The organism is Streptomyces sp. NPDC043812 (genome assembly GCF_056436245.1).
Genome location: NZ_JBWKCY010000019.1, coordinates 24,554 through 43,910, shown reverse-complemented (window position 1 = coordinate 43,910; position 19,357 = coordinate 24,554). Strand labels below are relative to the sequence as shown.

At 70.9% G+C, this 19,357-nt stretch carries 21 protein-coding genes; 9 read left to right on the top strand and 12 right to left on the bottom strand.

The window, feature by feature from the left end:
- Positions 1-51 precede the first annotated feature (51 nt).
- Complete coding sequence (locus tag AC067Z_RS26230) at positions 52-537, top strand: hypothetical protein (RefSeq protein ID WP_478792056.1); 486 nt, start codon at positions 52-54, stop codon at positions 535-537.
- Between the two features lie 21 nt (positions 538-558).
- Here AC067Z_RS26230 and AC067Z_RS26225 read toward each other — a convergent pair whose 3' ends face one another.
- Positions 559-933, bottom strand: a complete 375-nt coding sequence (locus AC067Z_RS26225) for a VOC family protein (protein ID WP_478792055.1) — start codon at positions 931-933, stop codon at positions 559-561.
- Between the two features lie 46 nt (positions 934-979).
- Complete coding sequence (locus AC067Z_RS26220) at positions 980-2,575, bottom strand: hypothetical protein (RefSeq protein WP_478792054.1); 1,596 nt, start codon at positions 2,573-2,575, stop codon at positions 980-982.
- A gap of 97 nt (positions 2,576-2,672) precedes the next feature.
- On the opposite strand from AC067Z_RS26220, the gene AC067Z_RS26215 reads away from it, so the two are divergent.
- A complete protein-coding gene (locus tag AC067Z_RS26215) occupies positions 2,673-3,074 on the top strand; it encodes a PPOX class F420-dependent oxidoreductase (RefSeq protein WP_478792053.1) in 402 nt (133 codons plus the stop codon).
- Between the two features lie 280 nt (positions 3,075-3,354).
- Positions 3,355-3,969, top strand: coding sequence for an HdeD family acid-resistance protein (locus AC067Z_RS26210; protein WP_478792052.1), 615 nt, complete (start codon positions 3,355-3,357; stop codon positions 3,967-3,969).
- A 914-nt stretch (positions 3,970-4,883) separates the two neighbouring features.
- Here AC067Z_RS26210 and AC067Z_RS26205 read toward each other — a convergent pair.
- The 3 genes from AC067Z_RS26205 to AC067Z_RS26195 form a co-directional block, all read right to left on the bottom strand.
- Positions 4,884-5,183 carry a DUF3885 domain-containing protein gene (locus tag AC067Z_RS26205; protein WP_478792183.1) on the bottom strand — a complete coding sequence of 100 codons (300 nt, stop codon included), beginning with the start codon at positions 5,181-5,183 and terminating at the stop codon, positions 4,884-4,886.
- 20 nt (positions 5,184-5,203) lie between these two features.
- Entirely contained in the window at positions 5,204-5,872 is a 669-nt protein-coding gene (msrA, locus tag AC067Z_RS26200) for a peptide-methionine (S)-S-oxide reductase MsrA (protein WP_478792051.1), read from the bottom strand.
- 106 nt (positions 5,873-5,978) lie between these two features.
- Complete coding sequence (locus tag AC067Z_RS26195) at positions 5,979-7,082, bottom strand: hypothetical protein (RefSeq protein WP_478792050.1); 1,104 nt, start codon at positions 7,080-7,082, stop codon at positions 5,979-5,981.
- An 87-nt stretch (positions 7,083-7,169) separates the two neighbouring features.
- On the opposite strand from AC067Z_RS26195, the gene AC067Z_RS26190 reads away from it, so the two are divergent.
- Positions 7,170-8,324, top strand: coding sequence for a cystathionine gamma-synthase (locus tag AC067Z_RS26190; RefSeq protein WP_478792049.1), 1,155 nt, complete (start codon positions 7,170-7,172; stop codon positions 8,322-8,324).
- Positions 8,325-8,416: 92 nt separating this feature from the next.
- Here AC067Z_RS26190 and AC067Z_RS26185 read toward each other — a convergent pair whose 3' ends face one another.
- The 4 genes from AC067Z_RS26185 to AC067Z_RS26170 form a co-directional block, all read right to left on the bottom strand.
- Entirely contained in the window at positions 8,417-8,608 is a 192-nt protein-coding gene (locus AC067Z_RS26185; RefSeq protein WP_478792048.1) for a DUF1059 domain-containing protein, read from the bottom strand.
- Positions 8,609-8,708: 100 nt separating this feature from the next.
- The gene (locus AC067Z_RS26180; protein ID WP_478792047.1) at positions 8,709-8,960 is read right to left on the bottom strand and encodes a hypothetical protein; all 252 of its coding nucleotides are present in this window, start codon (positions 8,958-8,960) and stop codon (positions 8,709-8,711) included.
- A complete protein-coding gene (locus AC067Z_RS26175) occupies positions 8,957-9,442 on the bottom strand; it encodes a sigma factor-like helix-turn-helix DNA-binding protein (RefSeq protein ID WP_478792046.1) in 486 nt (161 codons plus the stop codon). Before AC067Z_RS26175 ends, AC067Z_RS26180 begins: the two co-directional genes overlap by 4 nt.
- Before the next feature lie 68 nt (positions 9,443-9,510).
- Positions 9,511-10,023: a MarR family winged helix-turn-helix transcriptional regulator gene (locus tag AC067Z_RS26170; RefSeq protein WP_478792045.1), complete on the bottom strand. Its 513-nt coding sequence runs from the start codon at positions 10,021-10,023 to the stop codon at positions 9,511-9,513.
- 153 nt (positions 10,024-10,176) lie between these two features.
- On the opposite strand from AC067Z_RS26170, the gene ilvA reads away from it, so the two are divergent.
- The 3 genes from ilvA (at position 10,177) to AC067Z_RS26155 (ending at position 13,520) form a co-directional block, all read left to right on the top strand.
- Positions 10,177-11,406: a threonine ammonia-lyase gene (gene ilvA, locus AC067Z_RS26165; RefSeq protein ID WP_478792044.1), complete on the top strand. Its 1,230-nt coding sequence runs from the start codon at positions 10,177-10,179 to the stop codon at positions 11,404-11,406.
- A gap of 225 nt (positions 11,407-11,631) precedes the next feature.
- A complete protein-coding gene (locus AC067Z_RS26160) occupies positions 11,632-12,666 on the top strand; it encodes an ATP-binding cassette domain-containing protein (RefSeq protein WP_478792043.1) in 1,035 nt (344 codons plus the stop codon).
- The gene (locus AC067Z_RS26155; RefSeq protein WP_478792042.1) at positions 12,663-13,520 is read left to right on the top strand and encodes an ABC transporter permease; all 858 of its coding nucleotides are present in this window, start codon (positions 12,663-12,665) and stop codon (positions 13,518-13,520) included. The genes AC067Z_RS26160 and AC067Z_RS26155 overlap by 4 nt, the downstream gene beginning before the upstream one ends.
- Before the next feature lie 68 nt (positions 13,521-13,588).
- Here AC067Z_RS26155 and greA read toward each other — a convergent pair whose 3' ends face one another.
- Both greA and AC067Z_RS26145 read right to left on the bottom strand, forming a co-directional pair.
- On the bottom strand, positions 13,589-14,086 hold the full coding sequence (greA, locus tag AC067Z_RS26150; protein WP_478792041.1) for a transcription elongation factor GreA: 498 nt from the start codon (positions 14,084-14,086) through the stop codon (positions 13,589-13,591).
- A 187-nt stretch (positions 14,087-14,273) separates the two neighbouring features.
- Complete coding sequence (locus AC067Z_RS26145; protein ID WP_478792040.1) at positions 14,274-14,681, bottom strand: DUF4307 domain-containing protein; 408 nt, start codon at positions 14,679-14,681, stop codon at positions 14,274-14,276.
- Between the two features lie 97 nt (positions 14,682-14,778).
- Between AC067Z_RS26145 and mca the strand changes: the two genes are divergently transcribed.
- Positions 14,779-15,660 carry a mycothiol conjugate amidase Mca gene (mca, locus tag AC067Z_RS26140; protein ID WP_478792039.1) on the top strand — a complete coding sequence of 294 codons (882 nt, stop codon included), beginning with the start codon at positions 14,779-14,781 and terminating at the stop codon, positions 15,658-15,660.
- Positions 15,653-15,901, top strand: a complete 249-nt coding sequence (locus AC067Z_RS26135; protein WP_478792038.1) for a hypothetical protein — start codon at positions 15,653-15,655, stop codon at positions 15,899-15,901. Before mca ends, AC067Z_RS26135 begins: the two co-directional genes overlap by 8 nt.
- A gap of 111 nt (positions 15,902-16,012) precedes the next feature.
- Here AC067Z_RS26135 and AC067Z_RS26130 read toward each other — a convergent pair whose 3' ends face one another.
- Positions 16,013-19,219 carry a tetratricopeptide repeat protein gene (locus tag AC067Z_RS26130; protein WP_478792037.1) on the bottom strand — a complete coding sequence of 1,069 codons (3,207 nt, stop codon included), beginning with the start codon at positions 19,217-19,219 and terminating at the stop codon, positions 16,013-16,015.
- Between the last annotated feature and the right edge of the window lie 138 nt (positions 19,220-19,357).

Below are 19,357 nucleotides of genomic sequence, written 5' to 3'. Positions count from 1 at the left end.
GCGCTCTGCTGTGGCATCATGCGCGCATGATGACGATCTGCCGAAAGGGCAATGCCGCGTAAGCGGCCGGGCGCGATCCGCGCCGAACGAACCGACGAGCACCGCCCGCAGACCTGGGCGTGCGAACTCGCCCCCGTGGACCGGCTGTCGGTCCCGACGAGCGCTGCCGTCCACGTGGCGGAGCTGACCTCCCGCAGCAGTTGGCACATCAGCCCGGGCGTCACCGAACGCATGCTGCGCCGCTACCGCGCCTTCCTCGACCAGCCCGGCGGCAGGCTCGAACTCATCGCCTCCGAGTGCCCCGCATGCCCCGGCTGCCAGTACGACGACATCGCCGTCTGCCGGGACGCGCTGGAGGATGTCGTGGCGGCCCTCCCGCCCCGCGCGGCCGGTGAACTACGGTGGGTACTCGACCGTCTCGACACGCGATTCCGCCGACGCACCTGGCCCAACCCGGTTGCCCGGCAAGTCCCATGGCGAGCGGAACCGCACCGCTGGTGGCTGCGCCGGGCCTACCAGGGCGACCACGGATGGTGAGGCGCCCGGTGCGGCACGCACCTACTCCGGCACGTGGCAGACCGCCTCCACGTTGTTCCCGTCCGGGTCCCGCACGAACGCCCCGTAGTACGACGGGTGGTACTCCGGCCACACCCGCGGCTCGTGCAGCACCTCCGCGCCCGCGTCGACCGCCGCCGTGAAGAAGGCCCGCACGGCGGCCCGGTCGGGCGCCGCGAACGCGAGATGCGCCTCGCGCGCCGTACCGCCGGTCGTCACCGGGCCGATCCAGAACGTCGGAAATCCCGTCCCGTAACCGATCACCCGGCCCTCGTCACGCTCGAACAGCCGCTTGCCGCCGAGCGTGGCGAGCACACGGTCGTAGAACGCGGCACTGACCGCCGGGTCCGTCACCTGTACCGAGATGTGGTCGATCATTGCCCGAGCGTGACACACGCCACCGACAATCCCCGTGCCACGGGCGTCAGTCGCAGCCCGCACCCGCCGAACGGTTCAGCCCGTACACCGAATCGAGCCGGTACTCGCCCGCCACCGCCACCGTCAGCCGTGTCCACTCACCGTCCCGCGTCACACATGCCCCCGCCGCCCGCAGCCACGGCGAGTACGCCACACGCACCGTCACCGAACCGGCCCGCGGCACCTCGACGACCAGCTCGGCGTCATTGCCGCGCACCACGCTCGCCGGAGCCGACACCAGCGGCACCGCATCCCGCACCCGGTAGACCGTCCAGCTTTCGTCCTGCCACACCCGCTCCAGCCAGTCCGGCCCGCTCCTGACTATCGCCGCCTCCCCCTCGGCCGGCCCGTCCGGTCTGCCGTGGTGCAGCACCACCAACCCGACGGCCCACGTGTCCAGCCACTTCCGGTACGTCGCCGGGGACAGCGAACCGTCGTAGAACAACCGCCCGCGTTCCACGTCCAGCTGACGGTTCCAGCCGCGCGCCATGCTGACGTGCGGGGCGAGCGCGGTCGCCTCGCGGTGGTTGCGGGCCGGCACCACCTCGACCCGCATCCGGTCCGCGCCCAGCCGCCGCAACTCCCGTATGACATCGTCCGTGTCCGCGGCCCACGCCGGCACGTCGTTGGAGACGACGAGGTCGTCCTCGGTCTTGTCGGCCAGCCAGTACGCGTTCACCGCCAGCGTCGCCGCCAGCACCGCACGCATCGCACGGGCGAGCCCGCCCGCCAGAACCGCCGCCAGCAGCAGGGGCGGACCCGCGAGGCCCAGCAGCCGCTCGACATTCGTCCCGATCGGCGAGGCGACGAGATACGTCAGCACCACGCCGAGTCCGTAGACCCCGGCGCCGAACCGCACGATCCGCCACTCACGCGGCGCCGCGACGGCCACCGCCGCCGAGACCACCACCGGCAGCCACACCTTCCCCGCCGCCATGGGCTGTTCGCCCTCGAACGGGAACAGCAGTGTCACCACCCCGACCACGACGACCGGCGGGACCACCAGCGCCGCAGCCGCGCGCCACTGCCGGTCCAGTCCGTACGCGGCCCCCGCCACCAGCAGGAACAGCCCCGCCACCGGGCTCGCCGCCGTCGCCAGCACCGCACAGACCACCGCGGGAGCCGTCCGGTGCACGTACAGCAGAGCCACGAGGCCCACCGCGACACCGACGGCGAACGTCGTACGCCCGGACGCGACGTTGCACCACAGCGCCACCGCGCCCGCGAGCGCGGGCAACAGCGGCAGCCGCACCCCGCGGCGGACGAACAGCAGCGCCAGCACCCATGTCCCGGCCAGCCCGGCCGCCACGGACACCGCGCGGACACCGAACAGCGCCATCAGGGGCGGGGTCAGCAGACTGTAGTTGGCGGTGTGCGTGCCTCCGTACCAGGACAGGTTGTACGCGGACGTGGGATGCCGCTCCATGAATCCGGCCCACGCGAGCTGTGCGGCCAGATCACCACCGCCGGTCGCCAGCACGGCGGCCCACAGGACGTACAAGGGCACGACGGCGCACGTCACGACGAGCGGGACGCGCCACCAGGGCGCGTCCCGCTCACCGGTCCCGGCCTCGGCCGTGACGACTCGTTCACTGATCCCCACGGCGCAAACCCTAGTCGGCCGGAATGAAGGCACCCCGCCCCACGTTGACGGTGATCACAAGTCGCCTGTCACACCGATGAGTTGGAGGTCTGAGACCATGGCGGAATCAGTGGAGTTCGACGAGGCGGTCCGCGCGCTCCTGGACGGGAAGAACTTCGCCACCGTCGCCACGCTCGGCCCGTCCGGCGCACCGCAGTCCTCGGTGGTCTGGGTACGGCGGGAGGGGGACACAGTCCTCTTCTCCACCACCGCGCACCGCCAGAAGGCCCGCAACATCGCACGGGAACCGCGCGTGAGCGTCTCGGTCTTCGACCTGGCGAACCCGTACAGCTCGGCGGAGATCCGCGGCCGGGCGGAGCTGCTCCCGGACGAGGGCAAGCGCCTTCCGCACGAGCTGTCCCACAAGTACCTGGGCATCGACCCGCCTGAGGAGAAGGACGACGAGGTGCGCCTGATCGTGCGCATCACACCGGACAAGGTGATCCGGTTCGGGGTGTAGCGAACGCCCCGCCGCCCCCGGCCGGGGTCCAAGGGGTCAGTCCCCAACCTCAAGGACGCGGCGGGCGGGGTCCTATGCCCAGTGTCCGACGACGGACCGGCACCCGACAGTGTGGGACGAGGAGTTCCGCCCCTCCCCCCGGTCTCGGCGCATGGGCTTACCCGCCCGGAGCAGCGAGCCGTACCACAACGGCCTAAAATGGGCCTGACAGGCAAACAAGGCATGTCCGAAGGCTTCGAGGTGGCCCCTACGGGGCCGTTCGGCTGGCCCGGGAGGCGTGATGACCGTACCCCCCGACGCGGCACCGCAGCACACGCAGAGCGATCCCGAAGACGTCCTCAAGCAGCTCGGAGGCTCGTGGCACTGGGCGCTCGGCTTCGCCCTCGCAACCCTGATCCCAGGCATCCTGGTGCTCGTCTGGCCCGACGAGACTCTGCACATCCTGGCCGTGATCATCGGTCTGCAGCTCCTGGTGGCGGGGGTCTTCCGTTTCGTCACTGCCTTCTCGCACAGCAGCGACGGGGGCGGCAGCAGACTGGCGGGCGTCCTGATCGCCATGCTGGCGTTCCTGGCGGGCGTCCTGGTGCTGCGGCATCCGATGCAGACGATCGGCGCGCTGTCCCTGATCGTCGGGGTGTTCTGGTTGCTGACCGGAGTGCTCACGGCGTACGTCGCGATCGCCGACCGCGCGCTCGTACATCGCGGCCTGCTCTTCGCCCTGGGCGCCCTCGGTGCCGTCGCCGGAATCGTCGTGCTCTGCTTCCCGGTGGACTCTGCGGTCGCCCTGACACGACTGCTGGGACTGTGGCTCGTCCTGCTCGGCGTATTCGAAGTGGTGATGGCCTTCGCACTTCGCTCCGCCACCCGCCGGATCAAGCCCACGCCTCCAGGGTGAACGCCAGGCGTTGACGGACCCCGCGTGGCGTTCCCCGTGCCGCGTACGGTCGGGCCATGACGAGGACCACGCCGGCCAGACCGGTGGACCTGCTCCCGGCGCTGGCCGTTCACCGGGGCCGGACGACCCGGCTGCACCCCAGGCCGGGGCTGCCCGGCAGACACGAGACCATGTCGGCGGGCCGATGCTGTGGCCGGCCGGGGAACCGTGGCCCGTCTGCCGCGAGCCGCACCAGCCCGAGACCGAGGGCTACGCGCCGGACGAGATCCGCAGCGCCCGGGCTGCGGACGTATGGCCGAAGCGCCTTGCCGTGGCTTGCCGAGGCGGCGCCGGGGGGGGGCTGTCCTAAGAGGGCATCCGATCTGAGTAGTGGTGTTGTGGGATGTTCTTGTGACTGCACGCGTCGGTGGTTTTGAGTGCTCGGCGTGCGTATCGCAGCGATGTCTCCGATGCCCGCTGGGCGTCGATCGAGCCGGTGTTTGTCGCCTGGCGGGCCGCCCGTTCGGGGCCTGGGACCGCAGCGCGTGTGCATGAGCCACCTCACCGGAAAACGGTGATGCGCACGTACTTGTCCGACGGATACAACGGCAGGCATGACGGTCTTCCTCTGCTCCAAGTGCGGCACCGAGCTCACACCTGACGTGGCGGCGCTGCCCGCTGTCCCCGACCAGTCGTATGACGACAGTGATCGGGACAAGGAGACGGGGCGGGCACCGTCCACCGTGCCTCGAGGCCACTACGCGATCGAGCCCGAGCCGTGGGGTGCTCCGTACGTGCCGCACCCGGATCAGGAGAACGGCGGCGCCGCCCAGTCACGAGGCCCGTGGATGTCCCGGCACGGCGTATTCATGGTTTCTGCGGGGTCGCGCAAAAACGTCGTCGTACATCCCGAAGATGCCGTCGGCCTCCAGCCGTTACCCAACTGGGAGAACAGCGTGGGCTGCTGTGGTCCGTCCGGTGACTGTGGGCTCAATCGAGCGTGTCCCTGCGGCGCCCGCGTCGCGAACTCGCCGCTGATTGCTGCGGCCCGTACGAACTGCACCTTGATCCGCTGCGGGTGTACGCGTTCGATCCCGACTGATCAGAGCCCCAGTAGGTGGCGAGAGCCACCCGGAGTGGCGGTCGCGGAGCCTGTCGCGCTCTTCGGGTGTCGTCAGGATGACGTCGGCGCCCCCGTCGTACGGATGGTGGATGCGTCGAAGTTCCGCCGGCACCTCGGGGATGAGGACAGGACTCACTGGTCCCCGGCCGGCGCCACCCCGATCGGGCAGGAGACGCCCGTGCCGCCGATGCCGCAGTAGCCGGCCGGATTCTTGTCGAGATACTGCTGGTGGTATGCCTCGGCCGGATAGAACGGGCGGCCTTCCGCCGGGAGCAGTTCCGTCGTGATGGTGCCGTAGCCCGACCCCGTCAGGACCTGCTGGTACGACTCGCGGGACGCCTCCGCCGCCTTCGTCTGGGCCGGGGAGTGGGGGTAGATCGCCGAGCGGTACTGCGTGCCCACGTCATTGCCCTGCCGGAACCCCTGGGTCGGGTTGTGGGACTCCCAGAACAGCTTCAGCAGCTGCTCGTAGGACACGACCGACGGGTCGAAGACGACCCGGACCGCCTCCGTGTGGCCGGTCAGGCCCGAGCATGCCTCTTCGTACGTCGGGTTCGGCGTGTGGCCGCCCTGATATCCGACGAGGGTCGTCCATACGCCCGGCGTCTGCCAGAACTTGCGCTCCGCGCCCCAGAAGCAGCCCAGGGCGAAGTCCGCGACCTCAAGGTGCTCGGGGTAGGGGCCGAGCAGGGGGTTGCCGAGGACCGTGTGGCGGGCGGGGACGTCGAAGGCGGGGGTTTCGCGGCCGCGCAGGGCCTGCTCGGGGGTGGGCAGCTCGGGGACGCGGCGGTTCAGAAACATACGAGGGCTCCTCGGGGAGTGGTTCCGTACGCCTCAACGTGCGGCGGGCGCGGGAGATTCCCCGCCGCCGGCCGGCCCGTCGCCGGCCCGCCCGTCGCCGCGCGCCTCAGCGCGGCAGGGTCGCCGGGCTGCCGCCGTTCGCCTCGTAGCCGGCGACCGCCAGTGCGCGGTAGACCGTGTACTCCGCGGCCGGGTCGCTGTTGTGGGTCCACGGCAGTGCGCCGACGTGGCCGTCGACGTGGACGAGCTGGTTCATCGCCTCGCCCCACCGCTCGGAGCGCACCAGGAACATGATCAGCAGATGGCGCACGTGCGCGAGCATCGGGTCGTCGGGGCGGGCCGAGTGGACGGCGTACAGGGCGCCCTCCAGCGCCTTGGTGACCACCGCGCTCTGATAGAAGCCGGAGACGAGGTTGACCTCGGGCAGGTGCTCGTACACGGCGAAGAGCGGCAGCGCGGCGAGCAGTGAGCCCTGCGGGGCGCGGGCGGCCGTGGTCGTCGCGAAGTGGTCCGCGTCCTCTCGGGAGCCGTGCCACTTCTCGCACAGATAGTGGAGGGCGGCGAGATGGGCGCCCATGTGGCTGGGCGCGCGGTCGATGACCTTCGCCCACAGCTGGTCGAACTGCTCGTTGGAGTCGCCGAGGCCGCGCGCGACGGCCAGTTCGATGATGTAGGGGACCGGGTCGCCGGGCGCGAGGAGCGTGGCTTCGGCGCAGATGGACCGGGCCTCTTCGAGGATGATGCGGAAGTCGTCGGTGCCTGCGGTCGACGAGCGCCATGCCTGCTGCACCAGGAACTCGGCGTGCACCTGCGCGCCGCCCGCGTCCTTGGGTGACTCGGAGCGCCAGGCGCGCAGCCAGGCGCCGCCCGTGCCGGGCTGCTGCTGGAGTTCGAGCGAGGCCGCTCCGGCGAAGGCCTGGATGCGCTGCCAGCGCACCTCGCCCTCCTTCGGCGTGCCCGCGAGGAGCTGGGCGGCGGCCCGCCAGTCCTGGGTGCGCTGGACGACGTCGAGTACGTCGAGGAGGTCCTGGTCGGGTCCCGGGAGCCGGACGTCCAGTTCTTCCTGGCGCAGGAAGCCGTAGGTGTCCGGGTCGGCGGCGTCGGGCGAGCCGGGCGCTGCCAGCTGGATGCCCCCGCGGCGGCGCCTCATGAAGGGGACGAGGACCGCGGCCAGCATGCCCATCGCGATCAGGAACCAGAGAATCTCCATGGCTCCATTGTCCCGGACGCGACGGACTACGAGACCGACCGGATCCCGGGCCGCGTACCCGTCGTCGCGGGACTACGCTCGGTCCTCATGAGCGACGACCACACTTTGCACAGCTTCGAGACCCGCGCCATCCACGCGGGCAACACCGCAGACCCGCTGACCGGCGCCGTCGTGCCGCCGATCTACCAGGTGTCCACCTACAAACAGGACGGCGTGGGCGGGCTGCGCGGCGGTTACGAGTACAGCCGCAGCGCCAATCCGACCCGTACCGCGCTGGAGGAGAACCTCGCGGCGATCGAGGGCGGGCGGCGCGGTCTCGCGTTCGCGTCCGGTCTCGCGGCGGAGGACGCTCTGCTGCGTGCGGTTCTGCACCCGGGCGCGCACGTGGTGATCCCGAACGATGCCTACGGCGGAACGTTCCGGCTGTTCGCCAAGGTGGTCCAGCGCTGGGGCGTGGACTTCTCGGTGGCCGACACCTCGGACCCGGCGGCGGTGCGGGCGGCGGTCAACGACCGTACGGAGGTGATCTGGGTCGAGACCCCGTCGAACCCGCTGCTCGGGATCACGGACATCGCGGCGATCGCGGAGGTGGCGCGGGCGGCGGGGGCGAAGCTCGTCGTCGACAACACGTTCGCGAGCCCGTATCTGCAGCAGCCGATCGCGCTCGGCGCCGATGTCGTCGTGCACTCCTTGACGAAGTACATGGGAGGGCACTCGGACGTCGTCGGCGGTGCGCTGATCGCGGCGGACGCGGAGCTGGGCGAGGAACTGGCGTATCACCAGAACGCGATGGGCGCGGTCGCGGGTCCGTTCGACGCGTGGCTGGTGCTGCGCGGCATCAAGACGCTGCCGGTGCGGATGGACCGGCACAGCGAGAACGCGACACGTGTCGCGGAGATGCTGACCAGCCACCCCAAGGTGTCGAAGGTGCTGTACCCGGGGCTGCCGGAGCACCCCGGGCACGAGGTCGCGGCGAAGCAGATGAAGGCCTTCGGCGGGATGGTGTCCTTCCGGGTCGAGGGCGGCGAGGCTGCGGCGGTCGAGGTCTGCAACCGCGCGAAGCTGTTCACGCTGGGAGAGTCGCTCGGCGGTGTGGAGTCGCTGATCGAGCACCCGGGCCGGATGACGCACGCGTCGGTGGTCGGTTCGGCGCTGGAGGTGCCGGGCGATCTGGTGCGTCTTTCGGTGGGCATCGAGGCTGTCGACGATCTGCTGGCGGACCTCAAGCAGGCGCTGGGCTGAGGGAACTGACGCCCTCTTCGGGGTTTTCCCTCGGCGGCACAGGGCCCCGGTCGCGGTTGCGCGGCCGGGGCCCTGTGCGCGGGGTCACCGGATCAGGCGGCCACTCTCTCGTCCTCGAGGGATTCACGGATCATCTGCCGCAGCTCGGGGCTGTCGGCGTGCTCGTGGACGGAGACGGCGTGCTCCGCGGCCGCCCGTACGACTTCCTCCTCCTCGCCGGTAATGGTGAGGGTGCAGCCCGAGACACTGGGGCTGTTACGGCAATCGGCCACTTTCCTGGTCATGAGGGCCTCCTCGACTTGCAGCATGCGCCGCTGCTACCAGGATAGATCCGCCGGGAACGGGTGAATCGGACGGTTCCGTGACATAGCGGAACCCTGCGGCTCAGACGCCCTCCAGCGGGGGCGTCGTGTCCGACGGCGGCACCACCCACGGTTCGTTCGCGAGCGCCCACACCGTGAAGGCGAGGACGGCGGCGAGCAGCAGCAGCCAGACCGCGCAGCGCACCGCGCGGTGCCGGCGCAACAGCCGGTTGCCGTGGGCGGCGGCACGGAGCGCGAGGTCGGAGGGGACGACGGGCTGCCGGGGCTCCAGCATCCTGCGTACCTCGCTCTCCTTGCGGTCGGAGCCGCTCATGTCGTCTCCCGCAGTCGGGCCCGTGGCTCCGTGGAACCCCGCGCCGGCGTGCGGCTGCGCATGGCGGAGACGGCGCGGAGCAGGATCGCCCGGACCCGGTCCGCGGGGATGCCGAGCAGCGCCGCGGCCTGCTCCTCGGCGACTCCTTCGTACAGCCGCAGGACCAGTACCAGGCGTTCTTGCGGCGTGAGGCGGTCGAGCACCCCGCCGCGGCCCCGGTGGTGACGCCACGCGCCGTGCGCGAAGCGGGTGGCGAGTTCCTTGCGGGTGCGGTCGTACGGATCCTCGCCGCGCAGCCTGTCCCAGTCGGCGTAGGTGCGGGCGAGCGCGGCGACGATCAGCTGCTCGGCGCGCGGGTTGGCGCCGGGCGGCTCGGCCGTGAGCAGCGTGGCGGCATGGAGGAGCCGACCGGCTGCGCCCGCGACGAAGGACTCGAACTCCTGGGCGCGGCGGTGATCCCGGGCCGTGTGCCGCTCGCTCACGTCCTCATATAGGGCCCAGAACGGCACCGGGGTCAAGGGGTGCGCCGCGGGCGCGCGTGCGGCCCTGGTCAGGAGGCCTGTCCGGGCTCCGTCTCCGAGGAGGGAAGCCCTGCCGCGCGGGCGGACAGGGCGGAGTTGAAGCGCGTGAGCAGGGTGCAGAACGACTCGCGCTCGCTCTCCGTCCAGCCCTCGGTCACCTGTCGCATCAGCTCGCGCCGGGAGGCACGGACCTCGTCGAGGCGGGCCTGGCCGCGCGGCGAGAGCTGGAGAACGACCGCGCGGCCGTCCTCCGGGTGGGAGGTGCGTTTGACCAGACCGGTGTCGACGAGCGGCGCGACCTGGCGGGTCACGGTCGACGAGTCGATCCCCATGCCCGCGGCGAGGGCCTTGACGCCCATCGGGCCTTCCTGGTCGAGGCGGTTGAGCAGCAGGTAGGCGGCGCGGTCCATGGAGTTGCGGACCTGGCCGACGCCGCCGAGGCGCGTCTGCTCCGCGCGCCGTGCGAACACGGCCACCTGGTGCTGTAGGGCATCGAGGAGGCCGGGACCGAGATCTGTCGTCATGTCCTGAGAAGTGGGCATGGCTGCGGGGGCTCTCTCGTGCGGTGGTCGGTTGGTGGGGGACAGAGTACGCGGCCCTGACGTGCTGCGTAGGGGCGCTGCACAATCCCGTGGGATCCCGACCGGGATTCGGACAGCAACCCGGCGTGCGGGGCGAACTGTCAGACTTGTTCCATGAGCTTCCACCCGCCCGAGATCCTGCGTTCCGTCATCCTCGACGACATCCGCGGGGCGCAGAAAATGCTGGCCGGGGTCGCTCGGGTGACCGCGATGGAGGGCAGCCGTCATCTGTCCCAGCTCGTGGGTGCGCCGGTGCATCTGAAGTGCGAGAACCTGCAGCGCACGGGCTCGTTCAAGCTGCGCGGTGCGTATGTGCGGATCGCCGGTCTGCGGCCGGAGGAGCGGGCCGCCGGGGTGGTCGCCGCGTCCGCGGGAAACCATGCGCAGGGGGTGGCGCTGGCTTCGTCGCTGCTGGGGGTGCGCTCCACGGTCTTCATGCCGGTGGGGGCGCCGCTGCCGAAGGTTGCCGCGACCAGGGAGTACGGCGCGGACGTGCGGCTGGAGGGTCAGGTCGTCGACGAGGCCCTGGCAGCGGCCGAGGAGTTCGCGCGCGAGACGGGCGCGGTCCTCATCCACCCCTTCGACCACCCGGACATCATCGCGGGCCAGGGCACGGTGGGTCTGGAGATCCTGGAGCAGTGCCCGGAGGTGCGCACGATCCTCGTCGGGGTCGGGGGCGGCGGTCTGGTGGCCGGTGTCGCGGTGGCGGTGAAGGCACTGCGGCCCGATGTGAAGGTGATCGGCGTGCAGGCGGAGGGTGCGGCCGCGTATCCGCCGTCGCTGGCGGCCGGGCGGCCGGTGTCGGTCCGTACGCCGACGACGATGGCGGACGGGATCAAGGTGGGCCGGCCCGGCGACGTTCCCTTCAAAATCGTTGGCGATCTTGTGGACGAGGTCCGTACGGTCTCCGAGGACGAGCTCTCCAGCGCGCTGCTGCTCTGTCTGGAACGGGCCAAGCTGGTCGTCGAACCGGCCGGGGCGAGCACGGTGGCGGCGCTGCTGAGCGATCCACGGTCGTTCGAGGGCCCGGTCGTCGCGCTGCTGTCCGGCGGCAACGTGGATCCGCTGCTGATGCAGCGGATCCTGCGGCACGGCATGGCGGCGGCCGGACGGTATCTGTCGTTGCGGCTGCGTCTGACCGACCGGCCGGGTGCGCTGGCGGCGCTTTTGGGGGCGTTGTCAGTGGCGGATGCCAATGTTCTCGATGTGAGCCATGTACGGACCGACCCGCGGCTCGGGCTCACGGAGGTGGAGGTGGAGCTGCACCTGGAGACCAAGGGTCCGGAGCACTGCGAGGAGGTCGCGGCGACGCTGCGCTCCGCGGGGTACACGGTCCTGGCCTGACACCTCCTCCGTCACGACCCGGCCGGTGCCGGGCTCGGCGACAGAGCCCCGGCGACGGGGCTCGGCACAACGCGATACCCGCTTGCGGGTAGTCGCGACATACTTGAGTAACGCGATACATCGCGTTATGGTTTGAGCATGCCAGGCGGCTCCCATGGGTCCGCCGTGATGTCCACGCTTTCGCACAGACGTGCCCCATCCACCTGTCACCTTGGGAGACCCCCTATGCCAGGCGCCATCTACGCCGAAGGACTGGTGAAGACCTTCGGCGACGTACGGGCTCTGGACGGCGTCGATCTCGACGTCCCCGAAGGCACGGTCCTCGGACTTCTCGGCCCGAACGGCGCCGGCAAGACCACCACCGTGCGCGTCCTGACCACTCTGCTCCAGCCCGACAGCGGGTCCGCCGTCGTCGCGGGGATCGACGTCCTCAAGCACCCCAACGAGGTGCGCCGGTCCATCGGCCTGTCCGGCCAGTTCGCCGCGGTCGACGAGTATCTGACCGGCCGCGAGAACCTCCAGATGGTCGGCCGCCTCTACCAGATGAACGCACGCGCGGCGAAGAACCGCGCGGGCGAGCTGCTCGAGAAGTTCCACCTGGCCGATGCCGCCGACCGCCCCGCCAAGACCTACTCCGGCGGCATGCGTCGCCGGCTCGACCTCGCAGCGGCCCTCGTCGTCTCCCCGCCCGTGATGTTCATGGACGAACCGACCACCGGCCTCGACCCGCGCAACCGCCAGCAGTTGTGGGAGGTCATCCAGGAACTGGTCGGCGGCGGCACGACCCTGCTGCTCACCACCCAGTACCTGGAAGAGGCGGACCACCTGGCCGACGACATCTGCGTCGTCGACCACGGCAAGGTCATCGCCCGCGGCACCTCCGACCAGCTCAAGGCCCGCACGGGCGGCGAGCGCGTGGAGGTCGTCGTCCACCAGCCCGACCAGATCACCCCCGCCCGCGAGGTCCTCGCCTCCTACGGCAAGGGCGAGGTCGCCATCGCGCAGCACACCCGCAAGCTCACCGTCCCGGTCACCGGTGGCGCCAAGCTTCTCGCCGAGGTCATCCGCGACCTCGACACCCGCGGTGTGGAGATCGATGACATCGGTCTGCGCCGCCCCACCCTCGACGACGTCTTCATCTCGCTGACCGGCCACGCGGCCGAGGTCGCGAGCGAGAGCAACGGCGAGCCCGAGGACGCCCGGCCGGTGAACGGAGAACCCGGCCACGACCGCAAGTCCCGTAAGGAGAGCGCGAAGTGAGCACCTCGACGGAGTCCGCGCGGATCGCGGCACCCCGGCCCCGCGGCGGCATCCAGCAGTCGGTCAGCGACTCGCTCGTCGTCGCCAAGCGCAATCTGATCCGGATGACCCGGATCCCCGAGATGATCATCTTCGGCCTGATCCAGCCGGTGATGTTCGTCGTGCTGTTCAGCTACGTCTTCGGCGGCTCGATCTCCGTGGGAGGCAGCCTCTCCGCGGCCGACTACCGCGAATTCCTGATGGCCGGCATCTTCGCGCAGACCGTCACCTTCGCCACCGCCGGAGCGGGTGCGGGCATCGCCGACGACATGCACAAGGGCCTCATCGATCGGTTCCGCTCCCTGCCCATGGCGCGCGGGGCGGTGCTCACGGGCCGCACACTCGCCGACCTGGTGCAGACCACGCTCACCCTGGTCGTTCTCGCCGTCGTCGCCCTGCTCGTCGGCTGGCGCACCCACGAGAACGGGCTGAAGGTGCTGTCGGGCTTCGCCCTGCTGCTCCTGCTCGGCTACGCCTTCTCCTGGATCGGCGCGCTGATCGGTCTCTCGGTGCGGACGCCGGAGGCGGCCACCTCCGGTGGCCTGATCTGGCTCTTCCCGCTGACGTTCATCTCGAACGCGTTCGTCCCCTCGGACAACATGCCGACCGTCCTGCGGCACATTGCCGAGTGGAACCCCTTCAGCGCGACCGTCCAGGCGGCGCGTGAGCTGTTCGGGAATTTCCCGCCGGGCTACAAGGCTCCCGATGCCTGGCCCATGCAGCACCCGGTGATTGCTTCGGTGCTCTGGTCCGTCCTCATCATCGTGCTCTTCCGCTCCCTCGCGGTGCGCAAGTACCGCTCGGCGGCTGCCTGAGCCGGACACGGCAAGGGGCCGGACCGCGCATTGCGGTCCGGCCCCTTCGTCGTGTGTCTGCGGCGGGCTCAGCCGGTGTACGGCTTGGCCGCGAGGATCTTCACGGAGGCCGTCCTGCCGTTCGGTAGTTCGTACTCCGCGTCCTCGCCGACCTTCTTGCCGTTCACGCCGACGCCCAGCGGGGACTGCGGAGAGTACGTCTCGATGTCGGCGCTCGCGTACTCCCGCGAGGCGAGCAGGAACGTCGTCGTGTCGTCCTCGTCGCCGTCGAACGCGATCGTGACGACCATGCCCGGCTCGACGACGCCGTCGTCCGCGGGGGCCTCGCCCACCTTGGCGTGTTCCAGGAGCTGGGTCAGCTGGCGCACACGGAGCTCCTGCTTGCCCTGCTCCTCCTTGGCCGCGTGGTACCCGCCGTTCTCGCGCAGGTCGCCCTCCTCGCGCGCCGCCGCGATCTTGGTGGCGATCTCGGTTCGCGCGGGACCAGACAGGTACTCCAGCTCGGCCTTGAGCTGGTTGTACGCCTCCTGGGTGAGCCAGGTGACGTTGTCGCTGGTCTGGGTCACAGGTGCTCCTCGTAGGTACTGGGAATACAAAGCATCGCCCTACCCAGAAGGATTGTCCTTCCTGGATGGGCGAAACCACGAGCCTAACAATTTCGGGGCGAAAGGGGGAGGACAAAAGCCCCCAGTAGGGGAGAGCCCCAGGTCAGCGCGGCGACCCGCCCTGCAGAAGGAGGGGCTCGGGCAGGGATCAGGCGGCGGCGCAGCCCATGAGCTCGGCACTTGTCGCCTGCTTGGTCGTGCGGATCGTCACGACCTGGTCGATCCTGCTCTCGCCCCGGGCGTCGATCCGTACGTCGAGACGGCCCACCTCGCCGCCGTCCTCGGCGAGCGAGCGCAGGGTGCACGTGCCCGTGGCGTCCGCGTCCTTGCGCACCTCGAGGTGGACCTGCACCTCGTCGGCACCCTCGACCACGTCGAACTTGATCATCTCGGCGCTGATCTTCTGCTCGGCGATGTAGTCGTAGCCGAACCAGCCGACCATCGCGAGCAGACCCGCACCCAGCACCGCGCCGACCGTCCGCAGCGTGCGGTCCGCGCGCTCGTCCGCCGAGCGCCCGTAGCGCCCCTGCGGAAGCTCCTCGCGTCCAGCCGCCATGATCGATCCTCTCGCATGCCCGAGACAGGAATTTTCCGTCTCCCGGTTCGGTCACTATAGAGAGCGCACGACGCGACGAATCATTGAGGATCGAGTCTTGACTGAGCAGCTGCGACTGATGGCCGTGCACGCCCACCCCGACGACGAGTCGAGCAAGGGCGCGGCCACGATGGCCAAGTATGTGTCCGAGGGGGTGGACGTGCTGGTCGTGACCTGCACGGGAGGCGAGCGCGGCTCCATCCTCAATCCCAAGCTTCAGGGCGACGCCTATATCGAGGAGAACATCCACGAGGTCCGCAGGAAGGAGATGGACGAGGCGCGCGAGATTCTCGGCGTCAAGCAGGAGTGGCTCGGCTTCGTCGACTCCGGCCTGCCCGAGGGCGACCCGCTCCCGCCGCTGCCCGAGGGCTGCTTCGCGCTGGAGGACATCGACAAGGCGGCCGGTGAGCTGGTCCGCAGCATCCGCGCCTTCCGCCCGCAGGTCATCACGACCTACGACGAGAACGGCGGCTATCCGCACCCCGACCACATCATGACGCACAAGATCACGATGGTGGCGTTCGAGGGCGCGGCGGACACCGAGAAGTTCCCCGAGTCCGAGTACGGCGACGCGTACCAGCCGCAGAAGCTCTACTACAACCAGGGCTTCAACCGCCCGCGCACGGTCGCGCTGCACGAGGCCCTGCTGGCGCGGGGCATCGAGTCCCCGTACGGGGAGTGGCTGGAGCGCTGGAAGGAGTTCCAGCGCGCCGAGCGGACTCTGACCACGTATGTGCCGTGCGCCGACTTCTTCGAGACCCGCGACAAGGCGCTGATCGCGCACGCGACGCAGATCGACCCCGACGGCGGCTGGTTCCGGGTGCCGATGGAGATCCAGAAGGAGGTCTGGCCCACGGAGGAGTACGAGCTCGCCAAGTCCCTCGTCGATACCTCCCTCCCCGAGAGCGACCTCTTCGCGGGCATCCGCGACAATGCCTGACATGAGCGCAAGCGCAAACCTCGCCATGACACACGTCGCCACCCTCGCCAAGGAGCTCGACGAGAACAAGGTCACCCCCGGTGTCCTGGGCTTTCTCGTCTTCGCGGCGCTGGCGGTGGGGGTCTGGCTCCTGATGAAGTCGATGAACCGCCACATGGGGCGGGTCAACTTCGAGGAGGAGCCGGAGGAGCCGAAGACGCCCAAGGCCCGGAAGGCACCCGAGGCTCACGGCTCGGCCTGACGACACCGGCGGGCGGACCCGAGACACCCGGGCGCACGGCCGCCGTCGTGGGCACGGCCCTGGGCCGTGCCCACGATCGCCGGACGGAACATGTCCGTCCGGCGGGCGGGGTCACTTCACCGCCTCCAGCGGTACCCCCATCACCTCCCGCGCGTGCCGGTTGGGCACCAGGCCCAGGTGCCAGGCCTGCCAGCCGTCCTCCAGGCGGACACCGCGTTCCAGCATCACCGCCAGCGCCTCCGCGCAGTCCTCCAGCTTCGCGTCGCGGAACGCATGCGGCGTCGCCATCAGACGTGACAGCTCCTCCTGCGCCACCACCGTGCCGACCTCCGTCCCGCCCGGGGACGCGTACGGCAGCAGCGTGCAGCGCAGGAACGACGCCCAGTCCGCGCCCCGCCTGTCCTCGTACGCGGCGAACAGCTTTGCCGCCTCGTCGCACAGGGCCAGCGCCTGCGGAGCCCGGTTGTTGCCCGCGTCGATCAGCGCCAGTTCCAGGCAGGTCCACGCCTCGCCGTGCGCGACCTTGATCCGGGCGAAGTCCGCACGCGCGTCCATCAGCAGCTGGCGGGCGAACCCCGAATTGCGCAGGTTGCCCGTCTGCGCCGCCCGCTGGTCGCGGGTGACCCGGCCCGAGTGGTGCCGCGCGCAGGCCAGCCCGTACACGTCCCGCATCCGCGAGAACATCGTCCGCGCCCGCTCCAGCTCCCGCACCGCCTGGTCACGGTCGCCGCGCTCCTCCAGCGCCTGGCCCAGGTAGTAGAGCGTCCACGCCTCGCCGCGGGCGTCCTCGTTCTCGCGATGCCGCGACAGGGCCGACCGCAGTTCGTCGACCGCTGCGCCAGGGTCGCCGTCCACCAGCCGGGCCCGGGCCAGCTGTGTCAGCGCCCATGCCTCACCGCGGTCGTCGTGTGTGCGGCCGTACAGATCGAGCGCCGTGCGCAGCGCCGACTCGGCGTCCGCCACATCACCCATCCGCAGACACACCTGGCCCAGCTGGAACTGCGTCCAGGCCTCCCCGTGCAGCGACTCGCCCTCGCGGTGCAGCCGCAGCGCGGTGTCCAGCAGACGCAGCGACTCCGCCAGGTTCGCCCGGTCCCGTTCCACCGCCGCCAGCGCATGCAGCGACCACGCCCGGTCCTCGGCCTGCTCGTCCGGCGACTGCAGCTCGATCGCCTCGTGCAGCTTCGCCGCCGCCTCCGTCAGATTGCCCTGGTGGTGCAGCGTGATCCCCAGCGAGCACAGCGCGAGCGCCGCACCCGCGTCGTGCTGCGCCTCCCGGTACAGGCCCACGACGGACGACAGCGTCGTCCGTGCCTTGTCCAGCTCACCGAGCTGACGTGCCGCGATACCGGTACGCCAGCGCACCGAACGCTCCAGCAGCCCCTGGTCCACCGCCTGCGTCAGCTCGCTGATCTCACCCAGGCGGTACAGGTCGCCGCGCAGCAGGCAGTAGTCGCACAACGCACCCAGCAGCCCGAGCACGGCCTGCTGGTTCACCCCCTCCGCATGCCGCAGCGCGGAGGTGATGAAGCTCGACTCGTCGTCCAGCCAGCGCAGGGCGGCATCCAGCGACGAGAAGCCGTGCGCGCCGAACCGGCCCGCCCGTGTCGACATCTTCCCGTCGACCATACGGATCACCGCACCGGCCAGATCCGCGTAGTTCTCGATCAGCCTCTCCTGCGCGGCCGTACGGTCCGTCGCGTCCTCCTCGTCCAGCAGCCGGGCCGCCGCAAACGCCCGCACCACGTCGTGCAGCCGGTAGCGGCTCGCCCGCACATGGTCGATCAGGCCTGCCCGCGCCAACGAGGACAGCAGCCGCTGCGCCTCCTGCTCGTCCGCCCCCAGCAGCGCCGCCGCAGCCGCCGCCCCGAGCGAGGCGCGGCCGGCCAGTGCGAGGCGGCGAAGCAGCCGCCGGCCCTGCTCCGACTGGTCGGTGTAGCGCAGCCACAGCGCACGCTCCACCGGCTCCACCGGCCCGTACGCGCCCAGGTCCGCCGCCAGCCGGTCCGCGCTGCGTTCGCCGAGGGAGGACCCCGCGATCCGCAGCGCGAGCGGCAGTCCGCCGCACATCTCCCGCACCGCGTCCGTCGCCTGGGCGTCGTACGGGCCGGGCGCGGTCTCCACGGCCGCCGCCCGGAGCAGCTCGTCGGCGCCCGCTGCGTCCAGCGCCTCCACGGGCAGCTGGTGCACCCACGCCGGAATGTCCTCCGGCAGGTCGAGACGCTGCCGGGCCGTCACCAGCACCAGGCTGTCCGAACGCTCCGGCACCAGCGTCCGCACCTGCGCCGGATCGCTCGCGTCGTCCAGCACCACGGTCACGGGCAGGCCCGTCAGATGCTGGTGGTACAGCTCGCCGAGCCGCCGCACCTGCTGCTCCGGGGACGACCGCTCACGGAACAGCAACTGCTCGCGCGGTGCTCCCAGCCGGTTCAGCAGATGCAGCAGCGCGTCCCGCGTGGACAGCGGATGCCCGCTCTCGCCCCGCAGATCCACCACGCACGCTCCCCGGAACTGGTCCTTGAGCTGATGCGCGGCCCGTATCGCCAGCGTCGTGCGCCCCGAGCCCGCGGCGCCGTACAGCACGACCACCGTCGGCTGCGTCTGCGTCGACGCACGCGCCGCGTGCACCCACTGCGCGATCTGGCTCATCTGCTCACGCCGGCCCGCGAACGGGCCGTCGGGCTCCGGGAGATGACCGAACGACTGCTCCAGCACCGATCTGCGGCGGGCCGCCGCGCTGCGGTCCGCTCCGCGCAGCTGCGGCACCACCGCTGCCTTCTTCGCCGGCCGTGCCGCCGACGCCAGCATCCGCTGCTGGTCGAGGAACGGGCGGATGCCCCGCACCTCCAGCGCCGTCAGCCACTGCAGCCGCAGCTGCTCCGCCCCGCCGGGCTGCCCCGCCGCTCCCGCGCTGCGGTGCGCCGCAGGCCAGTGCGATGCGGTCACCTTGGCGACCGTGGTCGCGGCCCCCGCGACCGCGACCACGGCCCCGGCACCGATCGCGGTACCGGGCGTGGTGCCCAGGGCCACGTCCGCGACCGCCGCCGCGACGGCGGCAACCGCTGTCACCAGTGCGGGAGTCGACAGATTGCGCCGGCTGAACCGCTCCGACAGCGGCTGCCGCTCCGCCTCGATCTCCGCGAGCGCCTGCTCGTACGCGGCGTACTCCTCGCTCGCGCTCGCGGCCATCACATCCAGCGCCGCCCGCCCGCGTGCGAGCAGTATCGCGTCGTCCGTGCGGCCGCCGCTGCGCCGCACCTCCTCCTCCACGGCGCGGCCCAACAGCCGCTCCGCTTCAGCCCGGTGGCTGTCCCGCATGTGCGTCCCCCTCGAAGAGCTCCGGTTCCGTTCCGTACCCAGTTGTCGCGCCGTCAAGTGTCCTGCGGACGGCGCACGCGCGGGAGGGAACCGGATGAGGAGATCCGGGGGACACCGCACTCGTGCCCTGCGGGCGGT